Genomic DNA, 25,581 nt, shown 5'->3' on the forward strand with positions numbered 1-25,581 from the left:
AGTTGTGCGGGCCCACATTGTGCGAGATGCACCACCTCAACGCGGCCGCCTGGCAACGGATCAACCGGCCCGCGACTGAACCTCTTTGCGCAGCCGCTCTTCCTGCTCACGCAGTTCGGGTGTCAGGGCGTCGCCAAAATCCTCGGCCGAGAAGATTTGCCGGATCTCGATTTCGGAATCGGTGCGCATGGGGTTGGGGCACTTTTTCACCCACTCGATCGCGTCCTGCAGCGAGCCGCAGTTCCAGATCCAGAAGCCGGCGACCAGCTCTTTGGTCTCCGGGAACGGCCCGTCAATCACCTGCCGCTCCTTGCCCGAGAACGCGACCCGGGCGCCGCGAGCGCTGGGGTGGAGGCCTTCACCTGCCTCCATGACGCCCGCCTTGACCAGCGCCTCGTTGAACGCGCCCATCTCGGCGAATTCCTCTTGCGTGGGCATCACGCCGGCTTCGCTGTCTTTCGTTGCTTTCACCATCACTATGAATCGCATCTTGATCTCCTTGGATTGATCGGGGCAGCCACCCGCCCGCCTCAGTACGACGGTTCAGCTCGCGCCATTTCGACAACCTGCCATCGGCTGAAGCGTCACAGAACATCTCGCCGGCCTGCGTGAATATGACCCGCGTCACTTTACGCCGCGCGCGGGGCGCCGGAAAATTCCCGCCGGGCTTTTCAGCCGCCCGCACGTTCAACCGAAAAGAGAGATCCTCATGCCGTCCGCCGCTGCGATCACGCGTCTGTCCCTGTATGGCTTGCTGGCGCTGGCGCCTTGGGCGGTGTGCGCGCAAGTGGCATCGCAGATAGGGGCGGCGCGGGCCGCCGCCCTGGCCGATCAGCCCGACGATGTCGCGGGCCTGCCACCGATGCCGATGGGCGCGGGGGCCATGATGCCGATGCCGCGAAACGTGAAGAAGCTGGGCGATGGCGAACTCAGCTGCGCGCAGATTTATGCGGAAACCCAGGTGCTGGAAAAAACCAGCCAGGAACGGGGGGCCGAGGCCGAGCAGGCGCAGGCGGCCATGATGGCCAGCCAGAACGAGATGATGAAGCAGGCCAGCGGCATGGGCGGCGGTGGCGTGGGGTCGTCGGTGGGCAGCAGCCTGCTCAGCCTGATTCCGGGTGGTGGTCAGATCCAGAGCTTCGCCATGCAGGCCGCCGCCGACGCCCGCCGCGCGAGCATGCAGGACAGCGTGGAGAAGATGATGCAGGTGCAGACCCGCCTGGTGAACGCGGAGCAGGCCCGCGAGCTGGCGCAGGCGCGCAGCGAGCACCTGACCGATCTGTTTCTCAAGAAGGGCTGCAAGCTTTCCGAGGTGAAGTCTGCCGGCACAACGCCCTAACGGGCGGAATGCCCCGGCTCTTCATCCACCCTCTCGGTGCAGCAGCAGCGCATCCAGCGACCAGCGCCCCGCGCCCCTTCCGAGCAGATAGAGCAGCGGCACGGCCCAGGTCAGGTGGGTGGGCCAGGCGGCTGGATACACCAGAAACTGGATCACGGCCGTCATGCCCAACAGCGCGGCGGCCGACAGCCGGGCTGCGAAGCCGAGCACGAGCAGGACGGGGAACAGGTGTTCGGCGCTGGTGGCGAGGTAGGCCGCCCACTCCGGGGGAATCAGGGGCAGTGCGTAGTCTTCCCTGAACAGCAGGAAGGTGGTGTCGGTGAGGCTGAACCAGCCTTCGACCTTGGTGCGGCCAGAGAGCCAGAAGATGCCGGCGATGCTGAGGCGGCTGGCCAGGGCGATGAGGTCGTGCGAGATCCAGCGCTCAAGCCAGAGGCGAATGGTTTCGGTGGCGTGGGTCGTGCGTGCAAGGGTGTTCATGGTGCAACCGCCGTGAAGGCGCCGTGGGTGATGAGCTGGCCCAGCGTGGCGGCGAGGTCCAGGCCGGGTTCGGCCGCCAGGGCACGGGCGGCAGCGTCGGGGATGGGTTGGCCCTGGGCGCAGGCGTCGAGCAGCGCGCAGGCGCCCAGGCCGATCTCGTGGGCCAGCACCGTGCCCTGGGGCCGTGTGAGCAGCGTGTGCTGGCCGTGCCAGTGGGGTGGGTTGGGGTCGGGCAGGGCTTCGCGTGCGGCGCGCCAGAGGCTCAGAGCGGGCCATTCGGTGCACACGTGCCAGCGCGCGGCGGGGTGGGGCACGAGCACGCTGCGGGGCAGGGTGGTGGCGTCCAGCGCCGTCAGTGCCGCAGGCGGCAGCGTGGGCGCGTCGGCGGCCGTGTGGCACTGGTTCCACAATGCGTCGAGCCGCGCCACCTCGGGCAGCCAGGGCCATTCGCCTGCGGGGAGCGCGCGCGCCAGGTGCTGCGGAAAGTCTTCGCCATAGCTCGCGAGGCAACCGGCCTGCGGCGGGTGTTCGCGCGCGTGCGCCAGCGCCACGGCGGCCAGCCAGTTGTCGCCGGTCAGCTGGCGCACGGCGGGGTGGAGCGCGAGCAGGCTGTCCACGCAGGCTTTGAGCACGGTGTTGCGGTAGACCATGAAGCCGGGCTGGCGGGCCAGCGCGGGTGAAGCGGGCTCATCGCTCGACCACAGGTCGTGCCAGAACGCGGTCTGAAAGTCGGCGTGGTTCATGCCATCACCTCGCCGAACCGGCTCAGTTGGGCATGGGCGCGGTCGCGCTCGGCCATCAGCACGTCGAAGGCGGGCAGGTTGCCGTCGCGCTCGATCAGCGTGGGCCTGGGGCCGATGCGTTCGATGAGGTGTTCATGGAGCCGCCACACCGGTTCGGCCACGGGCGCGTCGTGGCCGTCGATGAGCAGGCCTGCGCCGAGCGCCGGGTCTTCGTGGTGGCCGGCGAGGTGAATTTCCATCACGGCGTCGGCCGGCAGGCGGTCCAGCGCGTCCAGCGGGTCGGTGCCGATGTTGTGCGCCGAGACGAAGAGGTTGTTCACGTCCACCAGCAAGCCACAGCCGGTGCGGCGCACCAGCTCCAGCAGGAAGTCGGGCTCGTCCCAGTCGTGGCCTTTCAGGTGCAGGTAGTGGGATGGGTTCTCGATCGCGATGCGGCGCTGCAGGGCGTCCTGCACCCGCCCGATGTTCGCAGCCGTCTGGCGCAGCGCTTCGTGGGTGCGCACGAAGGGCAGCAGGTCGGGCGCGTAGTGGGCCCCCAGCCTGCTCCAGGCGAGGTGTTCGGACACCAGCGCCGGCTGCAGCCGGCGCACCAGTGCCGCCAGCCGCGACAGGTGGCCGCTGTCGGGCGGCTCGTGGCGCAGCCAGCGAGAGCGAGACGCCGTGCAGCGCCACCGGGTGGTGCGCGCGCACGGCCTCCAGCCATGCCAGGCGCGGGCCGCCGTCCACCAGGTGGTTTTCGGCATGCACTTCGAACCACAGGCCCGCTGCCCGCGTGCTGCAGGCGGCATCGACGTGCTCGGGCTTGAGGCCGAGACCGGCGCTCAGGTCCATGGGTGTTCAGCCCTTGACGGGTTGCAGCGCCCCCATGCCGGTGGGCGTCTTGATGCCCACGCAGGTGCCGGCAGGCACATACTTCCAGGCGTTCCCCTGGTAGTCCATCTTGGAGGTGCCCGCACACGTGGTGCCGGGGCCGGCCGCGCAATCGTTCTTGCCGGCCATCGCCACGCCATAGCAGCGTTCCTTGGCGCTGGCGGCGTTCTTGGTGTCGGGCATGTTGGACTGCGCGAGCGCGGCGCCGGTGGTGAGGGCGGCCAGCGTGGCCAGGGTGAGGGTCAGTTGCGAGGTGTTCATGAAAGGCTCCTTTGTGTAGGGCCGCGCCAACCAGTTGGTGCGTACCGATGGCTATTTCGTCGCCGCCGCTGCGCTGGTTACAGGCCCGCCGCAGAATCGATCGGCTTTTTTATTTCGGCCTGTCTGTAACCTTTTCGCGCCATGACACGAATAGCTGACGTGACCGCGACAGAACACGAATTGCACGGACTCTTTGTGGCGGGGCTGGACGGCGATGGCGCCGCCTACCACCGTTTCCTGCAGCGCCTGGCGGCGTTGCTGCGCGGCTATTTCCGGCGCCGCCTGCAGCAGCTGCCGGACGAGGTGGAAGACCTGGTGCAGGAGACCTTGATGGCCGTGCACGCCCAGCGCCAGACCTACCGCCGGGGCGAGCCGCTGACGGCGTGGGTGCATGCACTGGCCCGCTACAAGCTGGTGGATTTGTGGCGACGGCGCGCCCGCCACGAGGCGTTCAACGATCCCCTGGACGATGAGCTGGACGTGTTTGCGCAGTCAGACAGCGAGGCGGGTGAGGCGCGGCGCGATCTGGGCCGCTTGCTCGAGCAATTGCCGGATCACCAGCGGTTGCCCATCCAGCACACCAAGCTCGATGGCCTGTCGGTCGCCGAGGCGGCCCGGCTCACGGGCATGAGTGAGTCCGCCGTCAAAGTGGGGGTGCACCGGGGCATCAAGGCGCTGGCGCGCCAATGGAAAGGACAATCATGAAAACCGACGATCTGATGAATCTCCTGGCCACCGGCGCCACCCCTGTGCCCCGGCATGCGGGTGAGCGCCGTTTTGCGCTCGCGCTGGGTCTGGGGCTGGTGTGTGCGCTGGCCTGGGTGCACCTGATGTACGGCGTGCGCAGCGACCTGGGCGAGGTCTGGGCCACGCCGGCGTTCGGGGTCAAGCTGGCGATGCCGCTGGCCGTGGCGGTCAGTGGCCTGGTGGTGGTGTTCCTGCTGGGCCACCCGGGCGCGCGCGTGCGCGGCTGGGCGTGGGGGCTGTGGCTGCCCGTGGCGTTGTTGTGGGCCTGGGCGATGCTGGTGCTGGCGCAGGCGGCTCCCGGCACGCGGGCGGCGCTGGTGCTGGGCGAGACCTGGCGCTACTGCGTGTTCAACGTGATGGCCACGGCCTTGCCGGTGGGGGTCGCGCTGTTCTGGGCCCTGAGGGGTCTGGCGCCCACGCGCCCCTTGCTGACGGGGGCCGCGGCGGGTTGGCTGGCGGGCGCGGTGGGTGCCGCGGTGTATGCCCTGCATTGCCCTGAGATGCAGGCACCCTTTCTCGCCGTCTGGTACGTGCTGGGTATGGCGGCGTGCGCGTTGTTGGGCGCGCTGGCCGGGTGGCGTTGGCTGCGTTGGTAGTCCACGAAGGCGACCGCCGCGATCAAGCCCTTTCCCGTTTGTCCAGCGCCCGTTCGATGAAGTGCCGCTTCACCCGCGTCCTGGGCACCGGGTCGTGCAGGTGGCTGAACCAGGCGCGCACGTCTTCGTCCAGCCCGATGCCGTGCATGTAGTTGTAGATCGCCTTGCGCAGGCCGATGCCGAGCGCGTCGTGGTCCACGCCGGTGGGGTCGATGAAGCCGATGTCGTTCTTGGCGAAGGTCACTTCGGGCAGCGGCACCAGTTCGATGCCATACGCGGCCGGGTCCAGCCCCACGGGGGAGTGCACGGTGCACGAGAAGCGGTGGAAGAAGCCGCTCTGGATGCAGCCGTTCTCGAACAGCTGGCGCACGTACTCGAGCGAGTCCACGGTGTCCTGCACGGTCTGCGTGGGAAAGCCGTACATGAGGTAGGCGTGCACGAGGATGCCCGCGTCTGAAAACCCCTTGGTGACGCGCGCGACCTGCTCGACGGACACGCCTTTTTTCATGAGGGTGAGCAGCCGGTCGCTGCGCACTTCGAGCCCGCCGCTCATGGCGATGCAGCCGCTGTCGGCGAGCAGTTGGCAGAGTTCGGGGCTGAAGGTTTTTTCGAAGCGGATGTTGCCCCACCACGAGACGGGCAGTTGCCGGCGCAGCAGCTCGTCGGCCAGGGCTTTCAGGGCCTTGGGCGGCGCGGCCTCGTCCACGAAGTGGAAGCCGGTCTGCCCGGTTTCGTTGACGATGGCTTCGATGCGGTCGGCCAGGGTGGTGGCGGACGCGGTTTCGTAGCGGCTGATGTAGTCCAGGCTCACGTCGCAGAAGCTGCACTTCTTCCAGTAGCAGCCGTGGGCCACGGTGAGTTTGTTCCAGCGCCCATCGCTCCACAGCCGGTGCATGGGGTTGAGCATGTCGAGCAGGCTCAGGTAGCGGTCGAGCGGCAGGCCGTCCCAGGTGGGGGTGCCCACGTCTTCGAAGGCCACCTCGGGTTCGCCGAAGTTGATGTACTTCACCGTGGCCGTGCCGGCTTCGCTGGTCTCGCGCACGAAGGTGCGCACCAGGCGCTGCCGGGAGCGCTTGCGGTCCAGGAATTCCAGCAGCGCGAGCAGGGGGCGTTCGCCGGCGTCGAGGGTGACGTAGTCGACGAAGTCGAACAGGCGGGGCTCGGCGAGTTCGCGCAGTTCGGTGTTGACGAAGCCGCCGCCCAGGGCGATGGTGATGTGCGGGTTCTGGCCCTTGATGGTCTGCGCGATGCGCAGCGCGGCGTAGAGCGCGCCGGGGAAGGGCACGGAGAGCAGCACCACGTCGGGCTTGTGCTGGGCCAGGGTGGCGAGGGTGAGGGTGTGCAGCACCTCGTCGACCAGGGTGAAGGGCGCGGCGAGCGCGGCGGCCATGGGCTCGAAGCTGGGCTGGCTGCTGGCGAGGGATTCGGCGTAGCGCACGAAGGCGAAGCGTTCGTCCACGGCGTCGCGCAGCACGTCGGCGAGGTCGTTGAGGTAGAGGGTGGCGATGTGGCGGGCTTTGTCTTGCACGCCGAGGGCGCCGAAGGCCCAGGCCAGGGGGTCGCCGCCTTCTTCGCTGAGGGCGGCGTCCACGTAGACCTCGAGCGCGCTGAAGCGGGGGCCTTCGGGCAGGAGTTCGCGCGCGGCGATGCGGTGGGCGAGGGTGGAGTCGCGGCCTTGCAGGTAGGCGATGACGGGGCCGATGGTGCCGCGGTAGCGGTCGAATTGGTCGAGGAAGGCGTGCACGCTGCCGCTGCGATCGGCTTCGGGTTGGGCGAGTGCTTTGCCGCGCACGGCTTCGAGGCCGGCGGGGGTGAAGAGTTTGAGGACGAGCGCGAGGGCGAGGTCGGCTTGCACGGCGTCGACGCCGCGCGAGCGGAGGAAGCCGGTGATGTAGGCGGTGGAGGGGTAGGGCGTGTTGAGCTGGGTCATCGGGGGGATGAGGCTCAGCACGCGCGGGGCGTGGGTGGTCATGGCTTTTTCGGGCGTGGCGACGATGTTAAGGCTTGGGGCCTCTTTTTCGTTTTGGCGGGGTTTGTTGGGTTCGCTTCCGGCCTGCACCTCGCGGCAGGCCGGTGGCGGGATCCGACTGCTCCGGCCCTGCTCGCGGGCGGCTGCCCGGGTCCGCCACCACCCCTTCGTCAACGCCTTGGCCGGCGCGCAGCCTCTGTGGCAACCGCGAATGGGGGCCTGCGCATTCGGACGCCGCCACCGTCCTGCGAAACAACGCAGGCGCACCACCGTTGGTGTGCCCGACCTCGCCCACCCAGCAGGCGAGGGATCAGGACTTCATCAAGCGTAGTCAGACAGGGGCACGCAGCTGCAGAACAGGTTGCGGTCCCCGTACACGTTGTCCACGCGGCCCACGGGCGGCCAGTATTTGGCGTGGGCCCGGGTGGAGGCGCTGGCGGCGCCCACGTCGCGCGCATAGGGGTGTGGCCAGTCGGCCTTCATGAGGCTGGGCGCGGTGTGCGGCGCGTTCTTGAGCGGGTTGTCGTCCTGCGGCCAGACGCCGTTCTCTACCTGACGGATCTCGTCGCGGATGGCGATCATCGCGTCTATGAAACGGTCCAGCTCGTCCAGCGTCTCGCTTTCGGTGGGTTCCACCATCAGCGTGTTGGCGACCGGGAACGACAGCGTGGGCGCGTGGAAGCCGTAGTCCATCAGGCGCTTGGCCACGTCTTCGGCCATCACGCCGCTGGTGTCCTTCAAGGGCCGCAGGTCCAGGATGCATTCGTGCGCCACGTGGCCGTTGGCACTCGCGTACAGCGTGGGGTAGTGCGGCGCCAGGCGCTTGCTGATGTAGTTGGCCGCGAGGATGGCGGCTTCGGTGGCATGCTGCAAACCCTCCGCGCCCATCATGCGGATGTACATCCAGCTGATCGGCAGCACGGCGGCGTTGCCCAGCGGCGCGGCGCTGATGGCGCCCACGCCGTTGACCGGCAGACCACCCGCCGCATGGCCGGGCAGGAAGGGCACGAGGTCTTCCACCACGCAGACCGGGCCCACGCCGGGGCCGCCGCCGCCATGAGGAATGCAGAAGGTCTTGTGCAGGTTGAGGTGGCTCACGTCGCCGCCGAATTCACCCGGCGCGGCCACGCCCACCAGGGCGTTCATGTTGGCGCCGTCCACGTAGACGCGCCCGCCGTGCTGGTGCACCAGCGCGCAGAGTTCCTTCACGGTGGTCTCGAACACGCCGTGGGTGCTGGGGTAGGTGATCATCACGGCGGCGAGGTGGGCGCTGTGCTGTTCGCACTTGGCCTGGAGGTCGGCCATGTCCACGTTGCCGTTGTCGTCGCACTTGGTGACGACGACCTGCATGCCCACCATCTGCGCGCTGGCGGGGTTGGTGCCGTGCGCGCTGCTGGGGATGAGGCAGATGTTGCGGTGGCTTTCACCGCGCGAGGCGTGGTAGGCCTGGATCACCAGCAGGCCGGCGTATTCGCCCTGCGAGCCGGCGTTGGGCTGCAGGCTGATGCCGGCGTAACCGGTGGCCTGGCAGAGCCAGGCGCGCAGCTGTTCGTCGAGCAGCTGGTAGCCCTGCAGCTGGTCGGCCGGGGCGAAGGGGTGCATGTTGGCGAACTCCGGCCAGGTGATGGGGATCATCTCGCTGGTGGCGTTGAGCTTCATGGTGCAGGAGCCCAGCGGGATCATGCTGCGGTCGAGCGCGAGGTCCTTGTCGGACAGCGCGCGGATGTAGCGCAGCATGCCGGTTTCGCTGTGGTGGGTGTTGAACACCGGGTGCGTGAGGAAGTCGCTGGTGCGGCGCAGTTCGGCGGGGATGAGTGGCTCCACGCCTTTTTCGAAGGTGTCGAAGACGGGCAGGGCCTGGCCGTCCTTGGCGAAGATTTTCCAGAGCAGGGCGATGTCGTCGCGGGTGGTGGTTTCGTCGAGCGAGACGATGAGGTACTCGCCCCAGGCCTTGCGCAGGTTGGCGCCATGGGCCACGGCGCGGGCCATGAGGGCGTCGGTCTGGTCCTTGGTGTGCAGGGCGAGGGTGTCGAACACGCCTTGTTCGCCGTGGTGGGTGTCGCGGTGACCGAGTTGCTCCAGGCCGCTGGCAAGGATGGCGGTGTAGGCGGCCACGCGGTTGGCGATGCGCTTCAAGCCCTGCGGGCCGTGGTACACGGCGTACATGCTGGCAACCACAGCGGGCAGCACCTGCGCGGTGCAGATGTTGCTGGTGGCTTTTTCGCGGCGGATGTGCTGCTCGCGCGTCTGCAGCGCGAGGCGGTAGGCGGGCTGGCCGTGCACGTCCACGCTCACGCCGACCAGACGGCCCGGCAGCGAGCGCTTGAATTCGTCGCGGCAGGCCATGTAGCCGGCGTGCGGGCCGCCCGCGCCCATGGGCATGCCGAAGCGCTGCGTGGTGCCGACCACGATGTCCGCGCCCATCTCGCCCGGGGGCTTGAGCAGGGTGAGCGCGAGCAGGTCGGCGGCGACGATGAAGGCGGCCTGCTTGCCGTGCACGGTGGCGGCGTCCTTGGTCCAGTCGTGCAGCCAGCCGCTGGAGGCGGGGTACTGGGTGAAGGCGGCGAAGTAGTCGCCGTCCGACAGCATGGCGGCCCATTCCTCGCCCGACATCGCGATCTTCACCGTGAGGCCCAGGGGTTTGGCGCGGGTCTGCACCACTTCGATGATCTGCGGGTGCACGTCGCCCGAGACGATGAAGGTGTTGCCCTTGCTCTTCACCGAGCGTTTGGCCAGGGTCATGGCCTCGGCGGCGGCGGTGGCTTCGTCGAGCATGGAGGCGTTGGCGATGGCCATGCCGGTGAGGTCGCTCACCATGGTCTGGAAGTTGACCAGGGCTTCCATGCGGCCTTGCGAGATCTCGGCCTGGTAGGGCGTGTAGGCGGTGTACCAGGCGGGGTTCTCCAGCACGTTGCGCAGGATCACGCCGGGCGTGAGCGTGCCGTGGTAACCCTGGCCGATGAAGCTCTTGAACACCTTGTTCTTCTGCGCCAGCGCCTTGAGCTCGGCCAGCGCCGCGGCCTCGGTGACGGCCGGTGGCAGCTGCATGCCCTGGCTGCGCGCGATGCTGCGCGGCACGATGCCGTCGATCAGCGCGCGGCGCGAGGCCTCGCCGATGACCGAGAGCATGTGGGTCTCGTCGGCCTGGCCGATGCCGATGTGGCGCGCCACGAATTCTGACGGGTTTTCGAGTTCACCGAGGGGTTTGACAGAGGGCATCAGCATGGAAGGCTCCGGCGGGAGAAGAGGCGGATCAGGCGTTGGCGAAGGTGTTGTAGGCGGTCTCGTCCAGCAGGGCGTCGACCTGGGCCGGGTCGGAGAGCTTGACCTTGAAGAACCAGCCGGCCTTGAGCGGGTCGGTGTTGCGCAGCGACGGGTCGGCGCGCAGGGCTTCGTTGACTTCGGTGACTTCGCCGCTGACGGGCATGTACACGTCGGCCGCGGCCTTCACAGACTCGACCACGCCGGCCACTTCCTTTTGCGCGAAGCTCTTGCCGACTTCGGGCAGGTCGACGAACACCACGTCGCCCAGCGCGTCCTGCGCGTGCACGGTGATGCCGACGGTGGCGATGCCGCCGTCAACGGTGATCCATTCGTGGTCTTCGGTGTACTTGGTGGTCATGAAAAAGCTCCTGAAAAAAGAAACGAAAAAAGTGAGATCAGCCGCGGAAGTATCGGTTGGGCACGAAGGGCATGGCGCTGACTTCCATGGGCACGGGTTTGCCGCGCACCATCGCCACCACGGGCGTGCCCAGGGCGGCGTGTTCGGGTGTGACGTAGCCGATGGCGATGGGCTTGTTGGCGCTGGGGCCGATGAGGCCGCTGGAGGTCTTGCCGATCACCTCGCCACTGGTGTTCTGCAGTTCGACGTTCTCGCGCACGGGCACCCATTCCTGGGCGATCAGGCCCACGCGCTTGCGGGTCAGCGGTTCGCTGCCGTCGAGCTGCGCGAGCACGCGCGCCGCGCCGGGGAAGCCGCCCGCGCGCGCGCCGCCGGTGCGGCGCACTTTCTGCATGGCCCAGTTGAGCCCGGCTTCCACCGGGGTGGTGGTGGTGTCGATGTCGTTGCCGTAGAGGCACAGGCCGGCTTCGAGGCGCAGCGAGTTGCGCGCGCCCAGGCCGATGGGCATCACTTCGGGCTGGGCCAGCAGGGTGCGCACGAACTGGTCGGCGCGGTCGCCGGGCAGGGAGATTTCGAAGCCGTCTTCGCCGGTGTAGCCACTGCGGGTGACGAAGAGGTCGGCACCGTGCCACTGGAAGGGCGAGCCGGTCATGAAGATCAGTTTTTCGACGCCGGGCACGAGGCGCTGCAGCACGTCCACCGCCAGCGGGCCCTGCAGCGCGAGCAGGGCGCGGTCGGGCAGGGGGATGACTTCGCAGCGCGAGCCGATGCGCGCCTGGATGTGCGCGATGTCACCAGCCTTGCAGGCGCCGTTGACGATGACGAAGAGGTCGTGCCCGCGGTTGACGAACATCAGGTCGTCGATGATGCCGCCCTCGTCGTTGAGCAGCAGGCCGTAGCGCTGCTTGCCCACGCCGAGGTCGATCACGTCCACCGGCATGAGCGTCTCGAAGGCGGCGGGGGCGTCGGGCCCGACCAGGCGCAGCTGGCCCATGTGCGAGACGTCGAACAGGCCGGCGGCCTTGCGGGTGTGGTGGTGTTCGGCCATGAGGCCGGTGGGGTACTGCACCGGCATGTCGTAGCCGGCGAAGGGCACCATGCGGGCGCCCAGTTCGACGTGGAGCTTGTGCAGCGGGGTCTGGAGAAGCGGGGCGGCGGCAGCGGGCACGGCAGAGGCTTTCAGGCAAGGGGGCAGGCCCCGGTGGGGCGAAACACGGTTCATCCGTGCGCTGCCCCACTGTCCGCTTTACCTGAGAGATTCACGCGGGCGATGCCGCGCTTGCTCCTTCGGTGGGCCGCTTCGAGGAACGGCCTCTCTCCAGGGGGGTACACCGGCCTCGCGGCCCGTGTTTGCCAGTCCTTTTGCCTGAGCGTTCAGGGCACCCGGTGTGCGGTGCCGCCTGCGCCTTCGGCGAGCCTTCTCCGGGGACCGGATCGGCTTCTCTCCTGACCCGGCGAGTGTATCGCACGGCGTCCGGCGGGCCGGTGTTTCAGGGCGTTTCCAGGGCCGATTCGGGCAGCAGGCGGGCCAGCCGCTCGCGGATGCCGTCGGCGCGTTCGCTGCCGGCCAGGCGCTCCACGTCGGCCATCATGGCCCGGCTGACGGCCAGCATGTCGCCCACGTCGCGCGCTTCGCGCAGGGCGTCGCGGTAGCGCTGGGCCATGGCCTTGTCGCGCGGGGCGAACATGCGCTCGCTCAGGTCGAACAGGAACATGCGCGCGCTGGCGAGCGAGCGGGGGCCGGAAAAGGCGTCGGCGGAGACGGTGGGCGGGGGTGTTGGCCGGCGTGCGGGGCGGCGGTGGTGCTTCGTCCACAAGGTAGCCGCGCGAGATCAGGTCGGCCGCGAGCGTGGGGCCCTGGCCCTCGAACAGGGCGAACAGCTCGGCATCGGGTTTGCGGCCATCGGCCAGCAGCAGCAGGGCGCGCTCGCGCTGCGCGAGTTGGCGTTGCCCGGGTCGCAGCTCGGCGCGGCCCTTCTGGGTCTTGTTCAGCATGGCATCTCGGCGTCGTTCACGGAGCCTGCACTGTGGACAGCCCATGTGACGGCGCGGTGAACACCGCGCAGGTAACCGGCCTGCGGTCGGTTTCAGCCGGCGAACGTGGTTTCCGGCAGGCCGCGCACGCCCGGCACTTCCAGGGCAAACAGCGCGCCCGACAGCGGTGCGCTGGCCAGCGCCTGCGAGCCCAGCCGCACCGAAGCGCTGGTCACATAGAGCGTGCCGAGGTCGGCGCCGCCAAAGCAGCAGCTGGTGGGCCGTGGCACCGGCAGGCGCACCCGCATCAGCTCGCGGCCGTCGGGGCCGAAGCGCGCCAGTTCCCAGCCGTCCCACACGGCCACCCAGAGGCAGCCCTCGGCATCCACCGTCAGGCCGTCGGGTTTGCCTTCGCCCGCGCCGAAGACCACGAGGGGGCGGCGGTTCGCGATGCGGCCGGCCGCGAGGTCGAAGTCGTATTCGTAGATGGTCTTGCGGAAGGTGTCGGTGAAATACATCCGCGTGTTGTCGGGGCTGAAACCCAGGCCGTTGGGCACGGTGAAGCCGCTGTCGACCTTCTCCCAGCTGCCATCCGGATCGACGCGAAAGAGGTTGCCCCGGTTGGCCATGGCGCCCATGTCCATGGAGCTGACCCACAGCCGGCCGCGCCGGTCGCACTTGCCGTCGTTGTAGCGGTTGCCCGGGCGGGCGGATTCGGGGTGGGCGAACAGGGTCATGCGGCCCGAGTCGGGCGCCATGGCCATCAGGCCCGAGGGCGTGGCGAGCAGCAGACCACCGGAGGCCATGGGCACGACCATGCTCACCATGGCGCCCAGCGGTGTTTCGCGCGGCACCCCGCTGGCGGCGTCGAGCTGGTGGATGGCCGGCGCGAGGATGTCCACCCAGTACAGCGCGTTGTCGCGGGGCGACCAGACCGGGCCTTCGCCCAGCAGCGCCCGCGCCTCGCCGATGGCATGCACCTCGGGCGTGGGCGCCGCGGGGGGCTCGGTGTGCGCCAGCAGCGACATCGGCTGGCCCGCCGCGCTGTGCGTGATGGTGCGGGCCGCGCCGATCAGCTCGGCCGACAGGCTGTGCGCGCGCCGCGCATCCAGCTGCGCCGCGCTGGCCGTCACGGCCACGGCCCCGATGGCGCGGCCCTCGTAGTCGAACACCGGCGCGGCCACGCTCACGCGCTCGGCGTCGTATTCACCCACTTCCAGCGCGTAGCCGCGTGCGCGGGTGAGGTCGAGCTCGGCCCGCAGCGCCTCGTTGTCCACGATGGTGTGCTCGGTGAAGCGCTCCAGCAGCGAGGCGGCCAACAGCTGGGCCTGCTGCGCGGGCGCCAGGCAGGCCGCGATCGCCTTGCCGGCCGCGCTGGCGTGTAGGGGCAGGCGCATGCCCACCTTGGAGGCGACCTGCGGTTCGCGGCCAGCGTCCTCGCTTGCCACCACCACCATCTGTTCGCCACTGAGCACCACCAGTTGCACGCTTTCGTCGAACGCGTTGCGCAGGCGCACCAGTTCGTCCTGGGCCGCCACGCGCAGATCGAAATCGCTCCAGACCTCGTGCGCCAGTTCCAGCAACCGGAACCCGAGCAGGAAGGTCTTGTTGTAGCTGTCGTGGCGCAGCAGGCCTTCGCGCACCAGCGTGCCCAGCATGCGGTGCAGCGTGGCTTTGGGCAGGGCCGAGGCGCGCTGCAGTTGCGTGAACGTCATGGGCGCGCGCGCCGCCGACACCAGATTGAGCACGGCCATGGCTTTCTCCAGCACCCCCAGGCCCGGGGCGGTGGTGGCGGAGGTCGAGGCGGGGTGAGCGGTTTCTGACATGGCGGGTGCGGGAATTCTAGGGGAGGTCAACCCAGGGTAAGTACCAATGAATGGAACTTGTTTGTGAAACACCGCGAGATCTACAATTGAAGTTCCATTCAACGGAACAAATTGGATTCACGACGTGACATCACCTGCATCGCTTGCCGGGGTCTACCCCGTTCTCCCCACGCCTTTCGACGCCGCCGGCCAACCGGACGCGCAGGCCCTGCGCGGCCTGGTGCGCTACCTGCTTGAAGCGGGTGTGGATGGCATCACCTACCCGGGCGTCGCGCAGTGAAGTTGGCCAGCTCAGCGTGCCCGAGCGCCTGTCGCTGACTGCCGCCGTGCTGGAGGAAGTGGCGGGCCGGGTGCCGGTGGTGGCGGGGGTGTCCAGCGCCCAGGCGGCCACCACGATCGAGCTGGCGCGGGCCGCGATCGCGCAGGGCGCGGCCGCGCTGATGGTGGCCGTACCGCCGGACCGCCCGACGGTGCGCACCCAGGTCGAGTACTTCCGCGAGGTGTCGGCGGCCGTGCCGGGCGCGGTGCTGGTGCTGCAGAACGTGCCGCAGCCAGTGGGGGCCGGCCTCGACCCCGAGGCGATCGTGGAAGTGGCGGCCGTCGTTCAGGCGATCCGCTACGTGAAGGAAGAGACCCTGCCCAGCGGCCAGCGCCTGACGGTGCTGCGCGAGCGCGGCCCGGCCAGCCTGGTGGGGGTGTTCGGCGGCGCGGGTGGGCGCTACATCACCGACGAACTGCGGCGCGGCGCGGCCGGCACCATGCCGGCGATCGAGCTGGCCGAAGTGCATGTGGCGCTGTTCAAGGCCCACCGCGCGGGCGACGCGGCGCGTGTGCGCGAACTGTTCACGCGGATGCTGCCCATCCTCAACGTGCAGGCGGTGTTCCGCTGGTCGCTCACCAAGTACGTGCTGAGTGCCCGCGGCCTGCTGCCGTGCGAGCACCAGCGCGCGGCCGGCCCGCGCCTGGACGCGCTGGACAAGGCCGACGTGGACGCCTTCCTGGGTGACTTGCAGGACCTGTTGTTGCCCACGCACCCGCTGCGGAGGCGCGCGGGATGAGTGGGCCGCGCATCGCTGCGGTCGAGACTTTCGTGGTCTCGCTGCCGCGCGACACGCCCTACCTCGGCCCGCTGGGTGAGGGCGAGCAGGTCAACGCGCGCGGCTACCTGGTGCGCCAGGGCAACCGCACGATCTACCCGAGCACCGACATGTCGGTGCTGATCAAGGTGACGGCCGAGGAGGGCACCTGGGGTTGGGGCGAGACCTACGGCATCGTCGCACCCGAGGCGGTCACGGCCCTGATCGACGACGTGCTCGGGCCGGTGATCCTCGGGCGCGACCCGCGCGATGCGACCGCCATCCACGAGGACCTCTACGACCTCATGCGCGTGCGTGGGGCCTCGGGCGGCTTCTGGGGCGACGCCATCGCGGGCATCGACATCGCGTTGTGGGACCTCGCCGGCAAGCTCTCTGGCCTGCCCGTGCGCAAGCTGCTGGGCGGCCAGCGCACGGTGCGCGTGCCGGCCTACGTTTCAGGCCTGCCGGGCAGGACACTCGCCGACAAGGTGGCGCTGGCGCGCGATTTCGCGGCGCGCGGGTTCACCGCGTTCAAGTACGCGGCGGCGGTGTCGTTCGAGGGCATCGTCGATGAGATGCGCGCGCTGCGCGAAGCGCTGGGGCCGCGCGCGAAGCTGATGGTCGATCTGCACTGGAAGTTCGATGCGGGCGAGGCGATCCAGCTCATCGATCGGCTCGCGCCCTTCGCTCCGTACTTTGTCGAGGCGCCGTGCGCCGCCGAGGATCTCGAAGGCCAGGCGCGTGTGGCCGCCGCCGTGCGCGTGCCGGTGGCGCTGGGCGAGGAGTGGCGCTCGGTGCACGAGGCGCTGCCGCGCTTCGAGCGCCGCGCGATGTCGATCGTGCAGCCCGAGATGGGCCACACGGGCGTGAGCCAGTTCATGCAGATCGGCCGCATGGCGCACGCTTTCCACATGCGCGTGATTCCGCACGCGAGCATTGGCGTGGGCATCTTCCAGGCCGCGAGCCTGCACGCCTCGGCGTCGCTGCCCAACGTGCCCATGCACGAGTACCAGCACTCGGTGTTCGATCGCAACCTGCGGTTCGTCGACACCACCATGCGCTGCGAAAGCGGCGCGTTCATCGTTCCCGACGGGCCGGGGCTGGGCATCGAACCCAATGCCACGCTCTGGTCCTTCCTGCGCAAGAAAGCCCCCATTTCATGACCGCTTCCCCCTCCGCCCTCATCGCCATCGACTGGGGTACCTCCAACCTGCGCGCCAGCCTGCTCGATGCGGCCGGCGAAGCGATCGAGACGCGCGCCGCGCCTGGCGGCGTCATGGCCGTGAAGGACGGCCGTTTCGCCGATGCCCTGCTGTCGCTGTGCGGCGACTGGATCGGGCAGCGCGCGGGCGCGCTGATCGCCAGCGGCATGATCGGCAGCCGCCAGGGCTGGAAAGAGGCCGACTACCTCGGCTGCCCTGCGGGCATCGGCGAGGCCGCCGCACGCCTCACGCGTGTGGACGTGCTGCCGGGGGTGTCGCTGCACATCGTGCCGGGCCTGACCTGCCGCAACGCCGACGGCCAGGACGACGTGATGCGCGGCGAAGAGACGCAGATGTGGGGCGCCGACCTCGCCGCCGGCAGCTGCTGCGTGCTGCCTGGCACCCACGCCAAGTGGGCCTGGCTTGGCGAGGCCGGCCAGGTCACGCGCTTTTCCACCTACATGACCGGCGAGCTCTACGGCCTGCTGACCCAGCACGGCATCCTGGGCCGCCTCATGGCGTTCGGCCATGCCGCGCCGCAGGCTTTCGAGGCCGGCGTTCGGCTCGGCCTGGCGCAGAGCGACAACGCCACCCACGTGATCTTTGCCGCGCGCACCGCTGGCCTGATGGGCCGCATCGCGCCCGAGGGCCTGCCTGACTATCTGTCGGGCATCCTCATGGGCATCGAGATCGCGAGCGCCACGCGCACCGAGCGCCCGCTCGAGGTGGTGCTGCTGGGCGACGACGGCCTGTGCGAACGCTATGCGAAGGCGCTTGCACTCGCGGGCATCGCGAGCACGCGCGCCGCCGACGGTGCGACCACGCGCGGCCAGTGGCGCGTGGCGCGGCAGGCCGGTCTGCTGGAGCGCGCGCCATGAGCGCGCGCAGCGCGAGCGAACGGGTCGCACAGGCGCTCGCGGCCCGACCGCTGGTCGCCATCCTGCGCGGCATCACACCGCCCGAGGCGGTGGCGGTCGGCCGTGCGCTGCACGCCGCGGGCATCGGCGTGATCGAAGTGCCGCTCAACTCGCCCGAGCCGCTGGAGAGCATCCGCCTGCTGGTCCAGGCGCTCGCGGGCGAGGCGGTGATCGGCGCGGGCACCGTGCTGCGCGAACAGGATGTCGACGCTGTCGCGGCGGCGGGCGCGCAACTCGTGCTCTCGCCCAACTTCCACGCGCCCGTGGTGCGGCGCACCCGGGCGCACGCCCTCTATTCGATGCCGGGCGTGGGCACGGTCAGCGAGGGCTTCGACGCGCTCGATGCAGGTGCCGACGCGCTCAAGCTGTTCCCGGGTGAGCTGCTCGGTCCTGCGGTCATCAAGGCCTGGCGCGCGGTGTTCCCGCGCGCCACCCCGATGTTCAGCGTGGGCGGCGTCAACCTGGAGAACCTGCCGGCCTTCAAGGCTGCGGGCGCCAGCGGCGCGGGCATCGGCTCGGCGCTCTATGCGCCGGGCACACCGGCGGCCGAGGCCGCTCAACGCGCGCGCGAGTTTGTCGCGCGCTGGCAGGGCCAGCCGGACTGATACAACACAACCAGGAGATGAAGTGATGAACCAACGATTCAACCGCCGCACGCTGCTCGCGGCCTCGGCCGCCGTGGTGGCCTCGGGTGTGCTGCCCGCCCGTGCCTGGGCTCAGGCGAGCTGGCCCACCAAGCCCGTGACCGTCATCGTGCCTTTTGCGCCGGGCGGCGCGGGCAACGGCTCGGTGCGCATCCTGGCGGAGATCATCGGCCCGCAGATCGGCCAGCCGCTCGTGGTGGAGAACCGCGCCGGTGGCGGCGGCATCCCGGGCACGCAGGTGGTGACGCACAGCAACGACGACCACATGCTGCTGATGGGCAGCACGACGATGACCATCCTGCCCGCGCTGCGCAGCGACCTGGGCTACGACGTGCAGCGCGACCTGCAGCCCGTGGGCATGATCTCCTCGCAGCCCCTGGTGTTCGCCGTGCCCGCCAATTCGCCGCTGAAGTCGCTGGACGACCTGGTCGCGCGTGGCAAGGGTGGCGAGCTCACGGCCGGCAACAGCGGCGTGGGCACGCTGTCGCACCTGACCACCGAACTGCTCAACCGAAAACTGGGTCTGAAGCTGCTGGCGGTGCCCTACAAGGGCGACGCGCAGCTGATCCCCGACGTGGTGGCCGGGACCATCTCGATGGGTGTGATGAACCTGCCGGTGGCGCTGCCGTTGATCCAGGACGGCCGCCTGCGCGCCATTGCCGTGACATCGAGCAAGCCGGTGGCCTCGCTGCCCGGTGTGAAGACCCTCAACACCCAGGGCCCCGAGTTCGTGATCACCGGCTGGGCCGCGCTGTTCGCGGCGCGCAATGTGCCCGCGGCCGGGGTGGAGCGCCTGGGCACGCAACTGCGCGCGGCCTTGCAGCAGGAAAGCGTGCGCGAGCGCTTCGCGGGTTTTGGCGTCACGCCCGAGATCGCCACGCCGGCGCAACTGCGCGACTTCATCGCTTCCGAGACCGCGCGCTGGGGCGACGTGGTCAAGAGCCGCGGCATCAAGCTGGAGTGAGCTGGCTTACATGCCGGCGTAGTTCGGACCGCCGCCGCCTTCGGGCGTGACCCAGACGATGTTCTGCGTCGGGTCCTTGATGTCGCAGGTCTTGCAGTGCACGCAGTTCTGCGCGTTGATCTGCAGGCGGTCGGTGTTGTCGGGGTTCTTCACGAACTCGTACACGCCGGCCGGGCAGTAGCGGGCTTCGGGGCCGGCGTACTTGGCGAGGTTGATCCTCACCGGCACGCTGGCGTCTTTCAGCGTGAGGTGGGCCGGCTGGTGCTCTTCGTGGTTGGTGTTGCTGACGAAGACGCTGCCCAGGCGGTCGAAGGTGAGCTTGCCATCGGGCTTGGGGTAGACGATCTGCTCGCACTCGGCGGCCGGCTTGAGGTAGAGGTGGTCGGCCTTCTCGCGGTGCAGCGACCACGGCGGGGCCTTGAAGCCCAGGCGGGGCAGCAGCCAGTGTTCGATGCCGACCATGAGGCCGCCGACGATGTTGCCGTACTTGAACCAGGACTTGAAGTTGCGCGAGGCGTCCAGCTCTTCGCGCAGCCAGCTCTTGCCGAAGGCGACCGGGTAGGCCTTGAGTTCGTCGTGCTGGCGGCCGGCCTGCACGGCCTCGAAGGCGGCTTCGGCGCAGAGCATGCCGCTCTTGATGGCGGCGTGGCTGCCCTTGATGCGCGCGCCGTTGAGGTAGCCCGCGTCACAACCGACCAGGGCGCCACCGGGGAAGGTGGTCTGCGGCAGGCTCATGAGGCCACCGGTGGTGATGGCGCGCGCGCCGTAGCTGATGCGCTTGCCGCCTTCGAGGAAGGCGCGGATGCGCGGGTGCGTCTTCCAGCGCTGCATTTCCTCGAACGGGCTGAGCCAGGGGTTGCTGTAGTTCAGGCCGGTGACCAGGCCCAGCGTGACCTTGTTGTCTTCCAGGTGGTACATGAAGCCTCCACCGTAGGTGTCGTCCTTCATGGGCCAGCCGGCGGTGTGGATCACCAGGCCGGGCTGGTGCCTGGCGGGGTCGATTTCCCACAGTTCCTTCACGCCGATGGCGTAGGCCTGCGGGTCCTTGCCTTCGTCGAGGTGGAATTGGGCGATCAGGCGCTTGCCCAGGTGACCGCGCGAGCCTTCGGCGAAGACGGTGTACTTCGCGTGCAGCTCCATGCCGAGCTGGAAGTTGTCGGTCGGCTCGCCGTCCTTGCCCACGCCCAGGTTGCCGGTGCGCAACGCCCTTGACGGAGCCGTCGTCGTTGTACAGCACCTCGGCGGCCGCGAAGCCGGGGAAGATCTCCACGCCGAGGTTCTCGGCCTGCTGGGCCATCCACTTGACCACGTTGCCCAGGCCGACGACGTAGTTGCCTTCGTTGTGGAAGTTGTTGGGGATCAGGAACTTGGGCGTGTCGATGGCGCCTTTTTCGGTCAGCCAGAGCAGCTTGTCGTCGGTGACAGGCTGGTTGAGCGGCGCGCCGTCGGCCTTCCAGTTGGGCAGCAGCTCGTTGAGGGCCTTGGGGTCCATCACCGCGCCGCTGAGGATGTGCGCGCCGGGCTCCGAGCCTTTTTCGAGCACGCAGACGTTGATCTCGCCGCCTTTTTCGGCGGCGATCTGCTTGAGCCGGATCGCCGTGGCCAGGCCGCCGGGGCCGCCACCGACCACGACCACGTCGTACTCCATGGCTTCGCGCGGGCCGTAGGTGCTGAGGATTTCTTCGGGGGTCATGTCGAGGGTCTCACTCTGTCGGGCGGGCGCCCGGGGATTTTCATGACGGCAATGCATGGAGTCATGCCGGTGTCGTGGTCGAGACCGATTTTAGTGGCCCAGGGCGCACAATCCTGTCGCATAGGGCCTCGTTGGCCCGCGCGGTGCGCGAATGCCCGCAGAATCCAACCACTTTAGAGGAGGTTCTCTCATGGCATACAGCCTGGACTTGTCGGGTCGCGTGGCCCTGATCACCGGGGCGTCCGGTGGGCTCGGTGAACAGTTCGCCAAGACGCTGGCGCGCGCGGGCGCGGCCGTGGTGCTGGCCAGCCGCCGCACCGACCGCCTGATGGCGCTGCGCGCGCACATCGAGGCCGCCGGCGGCGACGCGCACGTGGTGGCGATGGATGTGACCGACACGGCGTCGATCAAGGCGGCGGTGGCGCACGCCGAGACCGAGGTCGGCGCGATCGACATCCTGGTCAACAACTCGGGCGTGAGCACCACGCAGCGCCTGCAGGACGTGACGGAGGAAGACTACGACTTCGTCTTCGACACCAACACCAAGGGCGCGTTCTTCGTGGCGCAGGAAGTGGGCCGGCGCATGCTGGCGCGCGCCAACGGCGCGGCGCCGGGCACCTACGTGGGCGGGCGCATCGTCAACATCGCGTCCATGGCCGGGCTCAAGGTGCTGCCACAGATCGGCGTGTACTGCATGAGCAAGGCCGCCGTGGTGCAGATGACCAAGGCGATGGCGATCGAGTGGGGCCGCTTCGGCATCAACGTGAACGCGATCTGCCCGGGCTACATCGACACCGAACTCAACCACCACCACTGGCAGACCGAGCAGGGACAGAAACTCATCAACATGCTGCCGCGCAAGCGCGTCGGCTCGCCGGCCGACCTGGACGCGCTGCTGGTCATGCTGTGTTCGAGCGAAAGCCATTTCGTGAACGGTGCGGTCATTGCCGCCGACGACGGTTTCGGGGCTTAGATGACGGCAGCGGTGTTGGGCCGGCCTTCGGGCTGGCCGCCGGGCATGGTGACCGGCATTCTGGCAGGGCTGGGCGCGGGGGCTTTCTGGGGCACGGCCTTTCTGGCGCCCCTGCTCACGCCGGGCTTCAGCTCGATCGATCTCACGGTGGGCCGTTTCCTGGCCTGCGGCCTGTTGTCGGTGCTGCTGCTGGCGTGGGCCGGGCTGCGCGGCGAGGCGCACCTGCCGACCTGGCGCCAGGCGGGCGCCGCGCTGTGGTTGAGCCTGCTGGGTTACACCGGCTACTACCTGCTGCTGGTGCTGGCGATCCAGGCGGCGGGCGCGGCGCTGCCGGTGCTGATCATCGGCACCATCCCGATCTGGATCATGTTGCTGGGCAAGCCGCAGGGCCTGCGCTGGCGCGCGCTGGTGCCGGGGCTGCTGCTGACCCTGGCGGGCCTGGCGCTGATGATGCGGGTGACGGCGCATGGCGGTGGCGAGGCGGGCGGCGGTGCGAACCTCTGGCTCGGCATCTTCTATGCCGTGCTGGCCATGGCCTCGTGGACCGCGTTCGGTCTGCTGAACGCGCGCTGGCTGAGCCGCCACCCGGAAGTGAACTCCACCGTGTGGGCCAACTGGCTGGGCGTGGCGGCGGGCCTGGGCGCGCTGGGCATCTGGGCCGTGGCCGGGACCGAGGTGGACACCCTGGTGCAGCGCCCGGGCTTCGGCATGTTCCTGATCGTCTGCGCGGTCACCGGCATCGGCTCGGCCTGGATCGCCTCGGTGCTCTGGAACATGGCCAGCCGCCGCCTGAGCCCGAGCCTGGCGGGCCAGCTCATCGTGAGCGAGACCGTGTTCGGCCTGATCTACACCTTCGCCTGGAGCGCCCAGTGGCCCGCTGCCCTGCAATGGACGGCCTGCGTGCTGTTCGTGCTCGGCATCCTCGCGTCGATCAAGGCGCACCGCTGACGACCACCCCAACCCCATGAAACTCGACATCCCCGAACAGAAGAAGCGCGTGTTCAGCATGACCATCCCCATCCGCTGGGGCGACATGGACGGCATGAACCACGTGAACAACACGATCTATTTCCGCTACCTGGAGATCATCCGCATCGACTGGATGCACTCCATCGGCTGCCCGCCCGATCCGGGCGGCGAAGGGCCGGTGATCGCCAACGCCTTCTGCAACTTCTACCGGCAGCTCGAATACCCGGGCGATGTGATCGCCACCATGTACGTGAGCGATGTGGGTCGCAGCAGCTTCGAGAGCTGGTGCACGCTCTCGCGCAGCGACGACCCCGACACCGTGTACGCGGCCGGCGGTGCGACCACCGTGTGGGTGAACTTCCCGCTGAAGAAGTCGGCCCCGATTCCCGACTGGCTGCGCGCGCATCTGAGCTGATCGCTGTGTGCGCTGGCGCACACACAAATGCTTGCACACAGGCGGCGCGCGCGTGCCTAGCATGTCCGACATGCGCCACCTCTCTGCGCTCATCGGCGGGGCCCTATCGATGGGTCTGCTGTTGTCGTGCGGCGGCGGTGGTGGTCGTGACGGTGACGATGGCTCGCCCGCGCCTGGCAACCCCAGCTTCGTGCCCACGACCGGGCCGGTCGCGGTCACCGAACTCGCGACCAACCTGCCCAGTCCCTGGAGCCTGGCCTTCCTGCCCGATGGCCGCATGCTGATCACGGGACGCACGGGCAGCCTGCGCCTGTACGCGGCGAACGCGCAGTCGTTCAACCTCATCAGCGGCCTGCCCGCGCTGGACACCGGCGGGCAGGGCGGTCTGCTCGACGTGGTGCTGGACCCGGCCTTCGGCAGCAACCGGCGCATCTACTTCAGCTTCTCGGAAACCGACAGCGGCAACGCGAACAACAACGGCACCGCCGTGGCGCGGGCCGAGCTCGACACGGGCGCGATGGCGCTGGTGAACCTGCAGGTGATCTACCGGCAGTTGCCCAAGGTGGCGAGCAGTGGGCACTTCGGTTCGCGCCTCGTGTTCGACCGCGAGGGCCACCTGTTCGTGACGCTGGGCGACCGGCAGAGCAACGACCAGCGTGGGTACGCGCAGGACCTGAGCCGCGGCAACGGCAAGGTGGTGCGCATCACCACCTCGGGCGCGGCGGCACCGGGCAACCCTGTGCTGGCGGGCGCGCAGGCCGGTATCTGGAGCTACGGCCACCGCAACCCGCAGGGCGCGGCGCTGCACCCGGAGACCGGTGAGCTGTGGACCAGCGAACACGGCCCACAGGGTGGCGACGAGGTCAACCTCACGCAGGCGGGGCGCAACTACGGCTGGCCCATCATCAGCTATGGGCAGGAGTACGGCACGACGCAGCAGGTGGGCGAGGGCACGGCCAAGGCCGGCATGGAGCAACCGGTGGCGTACTGGGAGACCATCGACGGCAGCGCCTGGACCGGCGGACAGAAGTCGTCCATCGCGCCCAGCGGCATGGCCTTCTTCACCGGCACCATTCCCATGAACTGGAACCGCAGCCTGTTCGTGGGCGCGTTGGCCGGCACGGCGCTGTGGCGCCTGCAGCTCGATGGCACGCGGGTGGTGGGGCGCGAGCGCCTGCTGGCGAACCGCAACGAGCGCATCCGCGATGTGCGGCAGGGCCCCGACGGCCGGCTTTACCTGCTCACCGATGGCGGCAGCGGCAAGCTGCTGCGCATCGGGGGCTGAAGCCGGCGCGGCGGCTTACTGCTTGTTCTCGCGAGCGTCCTTCTTGTACTCGACGTCGTCTGCGTACAGGCGGCCGTCTCTGCGGTCGATGTCGACTTCCACATAGTGGCCCTGGCGCAGATCCTCGAAGCGCTTGTAGTCGTTTTCGTAGTCGGTCTTGTCGGTCACATAGATCACTTCGCTGTTGACGGTGAAGGTCTTCGCGGTGGTGTCGACGGCCGTGATGCGTCCCTTGATGTCTTCTGCGCAGGCCGCGCCTGTGCCCAGGGCGAGGACGGCGGTGAGCAGGAAGGCTCGCTTGACGGATGGTTTGATCGGCATGGAAGCACTCCTTGTGTTGTTGTGTGGCGGTATCGATTGAATCGCGCGCCGACAAAAAGTGCTGTAAGCCTTGTCTGATTTGGCGGCTGTGCCGTTCAGTCCTTCGGCGGCTTGGCCTTGGGCACGCGGCCCATCAGGTAGAACTCCGGGTTGGGCAACATGTTGCTGAAGCTCGCCAGCCGGTTGGACAGGCCGAAGAAGGCGGTGATGGCGGCGATGTCCCAGATGTCCTCGTCGGAGAAGCCGTGGGCGTGCAGGGGGGCGAAGTCGTCGTCGTTGATTTCGTGCGAGCGCTGGCAGACCTTCATGGCGAAGTCCAGCATGGCCTTCTGGCGCGGCGTGATGTCGGCCTTGCGGTAGTTCACCGCGACCTGATCGGCCACCAGTGGTTTCTTCTCGTGGATGCGCAGGATGGCGCCGTGCGCCACCACGCAGTACAGGCACTGGTTGGCCGCGCTGGTGGTGGTGACGATCATTTCGCGGTCGCCCTTGGTGAGCGAACCTTCTTCCTTGAGCATCAGCGCGTCGTGGTACGCGAAGAAGGCCCGCCACTCGGCGGGCCGGCGCGCCAGGGCCAGGAACACGTTGGGCACGAAGCCCGCCTTTTCCTGCACTTCGAGCACCTTGGCCTTGATGTCCTCGGGCAGGTCGTTGATGTCGGGGGCGGGGTAGCGGCTCATGCGGGTCTCCGGCGT

26 protein-coding genes, 2 pseudogenes and 2 riboswitches are annotated in these 25,581 nt (G+C 68.9%); of the genes and pseudogenes, 14 read left to right on the forward strand and 14 right to left on the reverse strand.

Annotated elements, in window-relative coordinates; translation table 11 throughout:
- Positions 1-60 precede the first annotated feature (60 nt).
- Positions 61-489, reverse strand: a complete 429-nt coding sequence (locus ACFJI0_RS07400) for a YciI family protein (RefSeq protein ID WP_382324002.1) — start codon at positions 487-489, stop codon at positions 61-63.
- A gap of 220 nt (positions 490-709) precedes the next feature.
- Between ACFJI0_RS07400 and ACFJI0_RS07405 the strand changes: the two genes are divergently transcribed.
- Positions 710-1,339, forward strand: a complete 630-nt coding sequence (locus ACFJI0_RS07405; RefSeq protein WP_382324004.1) for a hypothetical protein — start codon at positions 710-712, stop codon at positions 1,337-1,339.
- A 21-nt stretch (positions 1,340-1,360) separates the two neighbouring features.
- On the opposite strand, the gene ACFJI0_RS07410 is transcribed toward ACFJI0_RS07405, so the two are convergent.
- The 4 genes and pseudogenes from ACFJI0_RS07410 to ACFJI0_RS07425 form a co-directional block, all read right to left on the reverse strand.
- Positions 1,361-1,819 (reverse strand): DoxX family protein, encoded by a 459-nt coding sequence (locus ACFJI0_RS07410; protein WP_382324006.1) that lies wholly within the window; start codon positions 1,817-1,819, stop codon positions 1,361-1,363.
- Entirely contained in the window at positions 1,816-2,562 is a 747-nt protein-coding gene (locus tag ACFJI0_RS07415) for a putative DNA-binding domain-containing protein (protein ID WP_382324008.1), read from the reverse strand. The genes ACFJI0_RS07410 and ACFJI0_RS07415 overlap by 4 nt, the downstream gene beginning before the upstream one ends.
- Positions 2,559-3,393 (reverse strand): annotated as a pseudogene (locus tag ACFJI0_RS07420) (DUF692 domain-containing protein). The gene ACFJI0_RS07415 and the pseudogene ACFJI0_RS07420 overlap by 4 nt, the downstream one beginning before the upstream one ends.
- 6 nt (positions 3,394-3,399) lie before the next feature.
- Positions 3,400-3,693, reverse strand: coding sequence for a DUF2282 domain-containing protein (locus ACFJI0_RS07425; RefSeq protein ID WP_382158976.1), 294 nt, complete (start codon positions 3,691-3,693; stop codon positions 3,400-3,402).
- A gap of 141 nt (positions 3,694-3,834) precedes the next feature.
- Here ACFJI0_RS07425 and ACFJI0_RS07430 point away from each other — a divergent pair, with 141 nt between their 5' ends.
- On the forward strand, positions 3,835-4,398 hold the full coding sequence (locus ACFJI0_RS07430) for a sigma-70 family RNA polymerase sigma factor (RefSeq protein ID WP_382324010.1): 564 nt from the start codon (positions 3,835-3,837) through the stop codon (positions 4,396-4,398).
- On the forward strand, positions 4,395-5,036 hold the full coding sequence (locus ACFJI0_RS07435) for an NrsF family protein (protein WP_382324012.1): 642 nt from the start codon (positions 4,395-4,397) through the stop codon (positions 5,034-5,036). The genes ACFJI0_RS07430 and ACFJI0_RS07435 overlap by 4 nt, the downstream gene beginning before the upstream one ends.
- A 22-nt stretch (positions 5,037-5,058) precedes the next feature.
- Here the strand turns inward: ACFJI0_RS07435 and ACFJI0_RS07440 are convergent, their stop codons facing one another.
- The 5 genes from ACFJI0_RS07440 to ACFJI0_RS07460 form a co-directional block, all read right to left on the reverse strand.
- Positions 5,059-7,008 carry a B12-binding domain-containing radical SAM protein gene (locus tag ACFJI0_RS07440; RefSeq protein WP_382324013.1) on the reverse strand — a complete coding sequence of 650 codons (1,950 nt, stop codon included), beginning with the start codon at positions 7,006-7,008 and terminating at the stop codon, positions 5,059-5,061.
- 318 nt (positions 7,009-7,326) lie between these two features.
- The gene (gene gcvP / locus ACFJI0_RS07445; protein ID WP_382324015.1) at positions 7,327-10,230 is read right to left on the reverse strand and encodes an aminomethyl-transferring glycine dehydrogenase; all 2,904 of its coding nucleotides are present in this window, start codon (positions 10,228-10,230) and stop codon (positions 7,327-7,329) included.
- 28 nt (positions 10,231-10,258) lie between these two features.
- Complete coding sequence (gcvH, locus tag ACFJI0_RS07450; RefSeq protein ID WP_382324017.1) at positions 10,259-10,627, reverse strand: glycine cleavage system protein GcvH; 369 nt, start codon at positions 10,625-10,627, stop codon at positions 10,259-10,261.
- A gap of 37 nt (positions 10,628-10,664) precedes the next feature.
- On the reverse strand, positions 10,665-11,849 hold the full coding sequence (gene gcvT, locus ACFJI0_RS07455; RefSeq protein ID WP_382324019.1) for a glycine cleavage system aminomethyltransferase GcvT: 1,185 nt from the start codon (positions 11,847-11,849) through the stop codon (positions 10,665-10,667).
- 5 nt (positions 11,850-11,854) lie between these two features.
- Positions 11,855-11,959: riboswitch (glycine riboswitch) on the reverse strand.
- 12 nt (positions 11,960-11,971) lie between these two features.
- Positions 11,972-12,086: riboswitch (glycine riboswitch) on the reverse strand.
- A 31-nt stretch (positions 12,087-12,117) separates the two neighbouring features.
- Positions 12,118-12,342: a hypothetical protein gene (locus ACFJI0_RS07460; RefSeq protein WP_382324021.1), complete on the reverse strand. Its 225-nt coding sequence runs from the start codon at positions 12,340-12,342 to the stop codon at positions 12,118-12,120.
- Here ACFJI0_RS07460 and ACFJI0_RS07465 point away from each other — a divergent pair.
- Positions 12,341-12,682, forward strand: a complete 342-nt coding sequence (locus tag ACFJI0_RS07465; RefSeq protein WP_382324023.1) for a hypothetical protein — start codon at positions 12,341-12,343, stop codon at positions 12,680-12,682. The genes ACFJI0_RS07460 and ACFJI0_RS07465 overlap by 2 nt on opposite strands.
- Positions 12,683-12,714: 32 nt before the next feature.
- Here the strand turns inward: ACFJI0_RS07465 and ACFJI0_RS07470 are convergent, their stop codons facing one another.
- Positions 12,715-14,427 (reverse strand): SMP-30/gluconolactonase/LRE family protein, encoded by a 1,713-nt coding sequence (locus ACFJI0_RS07470; RefSeq protein ID WP_382324025.1) that lies wholly within the window; start codon positions 14,425-14,427, stop codon positions 12,715-12,717.
- Between the two features lie 124 nt (positions 14,428-14,551).
- On the opposite strand from ACFJI0_RS07470, the gene ACFJI0_RS07475 reads away from it, so the two are divergent.
- From ACFJI0_RS07475 to ACFJI0_RS07500, 6 genes are read left to right on the forward strand one after another with little or no spacing between them, the layout of a single operon-like run.
- Positions 14,552-14,707: a dihydrodipicolinate synthase family protein gene (locus ACFJI0_RS07475; protein ID WP_382324027.1), complete on the forward strand. Its 156-nt coding sequence runs from the start codon at positions 14,552-14,554 to the stop codon at positions 14,705-14,707.
- Positions 14,676-15,485 (forward strand): dihydrodipicolinate synthase family protein, encoded by an 810-nt coding sequence (locus ACFJI0_RS07480; protein ID WP_382324028.1) that lies wholly within the window; start codon positions 14,676-14,678, stop codon positions 15,483-15,485. The genes ACFJI0_RS07475 and ACFJI0_RS07480 overlap by 32 nt, the downstream gene beginning before the upstream one ends.
- Positions 15,482-16,666: a mandelate racemase/muconate lactonizing enzyme family protein gene (locus ACFJI0_RS07485; RefSeq protein WP_382324030.1), complete on the forward strand. Its 1,185-nt coding sequence runs from the start codon at positions 15,482-15,484 to the stop codon at positions 16,664-16,666. Before ACFJI0_RS07480 ends, ACFJI0_RS07485 begins: the two co-directional genes overlap by 4 nt.
- Positions 16,663-17,583, forward strand: a complete 921-nt coding sequence (locus ACFJI0_RS07490; protein ID WP_382324032.1) for a 2-dehydro-3-deoxygalactonokinase — start codon at positions 16,663-16,665, stop codon at positions 17,581-17,583. Before ACFJI0_RS07485 ends, ACFJI0_RS07490 begins: the two co-directional genes overlap by 4 nt.
- Entirely contained in the window at positions 17,580-18,227 is a 648-nt protein-coding gene (locus tag ACFJI0_RS07495; RefSeq protein WP_382324034.1) for a 2-dehydro-3-deoxy-6-phosphogalactonate aldolase, read from the forward strand. Before ACFJI0_RS07490 ends, ACFJI0_RS07495 begins: the two co-directional genes overlap by 4 nt.
- Before the next feature lie 25 nt (positions 18,228-18,252).
- Complete coding sequence (locus ACFJI0_RS07500; protein ID WP_382324036.1) at positions 18,253-19,230, forward strand: Bug family tripartite tricarboxylate transporter substrate binding protein; 978 nt, start codon at positions 18,253-18,255, stop codon at positions 19,228-19,230.
- Between the two features lie 6 nt (positions 19,231-19,236).
- On the opposite strand, the pseudogene ACFJI0_RS07505 reads toward ACFJI0_RS07500, so the two are convergent.
- Positions 19,237-20,923, reverse strand: a pseudogene (locus tag ACFJI0_RS07505) (electron transfer flavoprotein-ubiquinone oxidoreductase).
- A gap of 190 nt (positions 20,924-21,113) precedes the next feature.
- On the opposite strand from ACFJI0_RS07505, the gene ACFJI0_RS07510 reads away from it, so the two are divergent.
- From ACFJI0_RS07510 to ACFJI0_RS07525, 4 genes are all read left to right on the forward strand, one after another.
- Positions 21,114-21,896: an SDR family oxidoreductase gene (locus ACFJI0_RS07510; protein ID WP_382158959.1), complete on the forward strand. Its 783-nt coding sequence runs from the start codon at positions 21,114-21,116 to the stop codon at positions 21,894-21,896.
- A gap of 45 nt (positions 21,897-21,941) precedes the next feature.
- Positions 21,942-22,844, forward strand: coding sequence for a DMT family transporter (locus ACFJI0_RS07515; RefSeq protein WP_382324038.1), 903 nt, complete (start codon positions 21,942-21,944; stop codon positions 22,842-22,844).
- A gap of 16 nt (positions 22,845-22,860) precedes the next feature.
- Positions 22,861-23,280 (forward strand): acyl-CoA thioesterase, encoded by a 420-nt coding sequence (locus ACFJI0_RS07520; RefSeq protein ID WP_382158955.1) that lies wholly within the window; start codon positions 22,861-22,863, stop codon positions 23,278-23,280.
- Between the two features lie 70 nt (positions 23,281-23,350).
- A complete protein-coding gene (locus ACFJI0_RS07525; protein WP_382324040.1) occupies positions 23,351-24,565 on the forward strand; it encodes a PQQ-dependent sugar dehydrogenase in 1,215 nt (404 codons plus the stop codon).
- Between the two features lie 15 nt (positions 24,566-24,580).
- Here ACFJI0_RS07525 and ACFJI0_RS07530 read toward each other — a convergent pair whose 3' ends face one another.
- Positions 24,581-24,886 carry a DUF5666 domain-containing protein gene (locus tag ACFJI0_RS07530; protein ID WP_291115256.1) on the reverse strand — a complete coding sequence of 102 codons (306 nt, stop codon included), beginning with the start codon at positions 24,884-24,886 and terminating at the stop codon, positions 24,581-24,583.
- Positions 24,887-24,981: 95 nt separating this feature from the next.
- Positions 24,982-25,566: a peroxidase-related enzyme gene (locus ACFJI0_RS07535; RefSeq protein ID WP_291115254.1), complete on the reverse strand. Its 585-nt coding sequence runs from the start codon at positions 25,564-25,566 to the stop codon at positions 24,982-24,984.
- Positions 25,567-25,581: the final 15 nt, after the last annotated feature.

The organism is Hydrogenophaga sp. UC242_53, assembly GCF_042696965.1.
GTDB lineage: Bacteria > Pseudomonadota > Gammaproteobacteria > Burkholderiales > Burkholderiaceae_C > Hydrogenophaga.

What these genes read in the sequence shown, in the direction of transcription:
- ACFJI0_RS07400 (WP_382324002.1), bottom strand. Translation starts at nt 489, where the DNA reads ATGCGATTCATAGTGATGGTGAAAGCAACGAAAGACAGCGAAGCCGGC.
- ACFJI0_RS07405 (WP_382324004.1), top strand. Translation starts at nt 710, where the DNA reads ATGCCGTCCGCCGCTGCGATCACGCGTCTGTCCCTGTATGGCTTGCTG.
- ACFJI0_RS07410 (WP_382324006.1), bottom strand. Translation starts at nt 1,819, where the DNA reads ATGAACACCCTTGCACGCACGACCCACGCCACCGAAACCATTCGCCTC.
- ACFJI0_RS07415 (WP_382324008.1), bottom strand. Translation starts at nt 2,562, where the DNA reads ATGAACCACGCCGACTTTCAGACCGCGTTCTGGCACGACCTGTGGTCG.
- ACFJI0_RS07425 (WP_382158976.1), bottom strand. Translation starts at nt 3,693, where the DNA reads ATGAACACCTCGCAACTGACCCTCACCCTGGCCACGCTGGCCGCCCTC.
- ACFJI0_RS07430 (WP_382324010.1), top strand. Translation starts at nt 3,835, where the DNA reads ATGACACGAATAGCTGACGTGACCGCGACAGAACACGAATTGCACGGA.
- ACFJI0_RS07435 (WP_382324012.1), top strand. Translation starts at nt 4,395, where the DNA reads ATGAAAACCGACGATCTGATGAATCTCCTGGCCACCGGCGCCACCCCT.
- ACFJI0_RS07440 (WP_382324013.1), bottom strand. Translation starts at nt 7,008, where the DNA reads ATGACCACCCACGCCCCGCGCGTGCTGAGCCTCATCCCCCCGATGACC.
- gcvP (WP_382324015.1), bottom strand. Translation starts at nt 10,230, where the DNA reads ATGCTGATGCCCTCTGTCAAACCCCTCGGTGAACTCGAAAACCCGTCA.
- gcvH (WP_382324017.1), bottom strand. Translation starts at nt 10,627, where the DNA reads ATGACCACCAAGTACACCGAAGACCACGAATGGATCACCGTTGACGGC.
- gcvT (WP_382324019.1), bottom strand. Translation starts at nt 11,849, where the DNA reads ATGAACCGTGTTTCGCCCCACCGGGGCCTGCCCCCTTGCCTGAAAGCC.
- ACFJI0_RS07465 (WP_382324023.1), top strand. Translation starts at nt 12,341, where the DNA reads ATGCGCGCGCTGGCGAGCGAGCGGGGGCCGGAAAAGGCGTCGGCGGAG.
- ACFJI0_RS07460 (WP_382324021.1), bottom strand. Translation starts at nt 12,342, where the DNA reads ATGTTCCTGTTCGACCTGAGCGAGCGCATGTTCGCCCCGCGCGACAAG.
- ACFJI0_RS07470 (WP_382324025.1), bottom strand. Translation starts at nt 14,427, where the DNA reads ATGTCAGAAACCGCTCACCCCGCCTCGACCTCCGCCACCACCGCCCCG.
- ACFJI0_RS07480 (WP_382324028.1), top strand. Translation starts at nt 14,676, where the DNA reads ATGGCATCACCTACCCGGGCGTCGCGCAGTGAAGTTGGCCAGCTCAGC.
- ACFJI0_RS07485 (WP_382324030.1), top strand. Translation starts at nt 15,482, where the DNA reads ATGAGTGGGCCGCGCATCGCTGCGGTCGAGACTTTCGTGGTCTCGCTG.
- ACFJI0_RS07490 (WP_382324032.1), top strand. Translation starts at nt 16,663, where the DNA reads ATGACCGCTTCCCCCTCCGCCCTCATCGCCATCGACTGGGGTACCTCC.
- ACFJI0_RS07495 (WP_382324034.1), top strand. Translation starts at nt 17,580, where the DNA reads ATGAGCGCGCGCAGCGCGAGCGAACGGGTCGCACAGGCGCTCGCGGCC.
- ACFJI0_RS07500 (WP_382324036.1), top strand. Translation starts at nt 18,253, where the DNA reads ATGAACCAACGATTCAACCGCCGCACGCTGCTCGCGGCCTCGGCCGCC.
- ACFJI0_RS07510 (WP_382158959.1), top strand. Translation starts at nt 21,114, where the DNA reads ATGGCATACAGCCTGGACTTGTCGGGTCGCGTGGCCCTGATCACCGGG.
- ACFJI0_RS07515 (WP_382324038.1), top strand. Translation starts at nt 21,942, where the DNA reads ATGGTGACCGGCATTCTGGCAGGGCTGGGCGCGGGGGCTTTCTGGGGC.
- ACFJI0_RS07520 (WP_382158955.1), top strand. Translation starts at nt 22,861, where the DNA reads ATGAAACTCGACATCCCCGAACAGAAGAAGCGCGTGTTCAGCATGACC.
- ACFJI0_RS07525 (WP_382324040.1), top strand. Translation starts at nt 23,351, where the DNA reads ATGCGCCACCTCTCTGCGCTCATCGGCGGGGCCCTATCGATGGGTCTG.
- ACFJI0_RS07530 (WP_291115256.1), bottom strand. Translation starts at nt 24,886, where the DNA reads ATGCCGATCAAACCATCCGTCAAGCGAGCCTTCCTGCTCACCGCCGTC.
- ACFJI0_RS07535 (WP_291115254.1), bottom strand. Translation starts at nt 25,566, where the DNA reads ATGAGCCGCTACCCCGCCCCCGACATCAACGACCTGCCCGAGGACATC.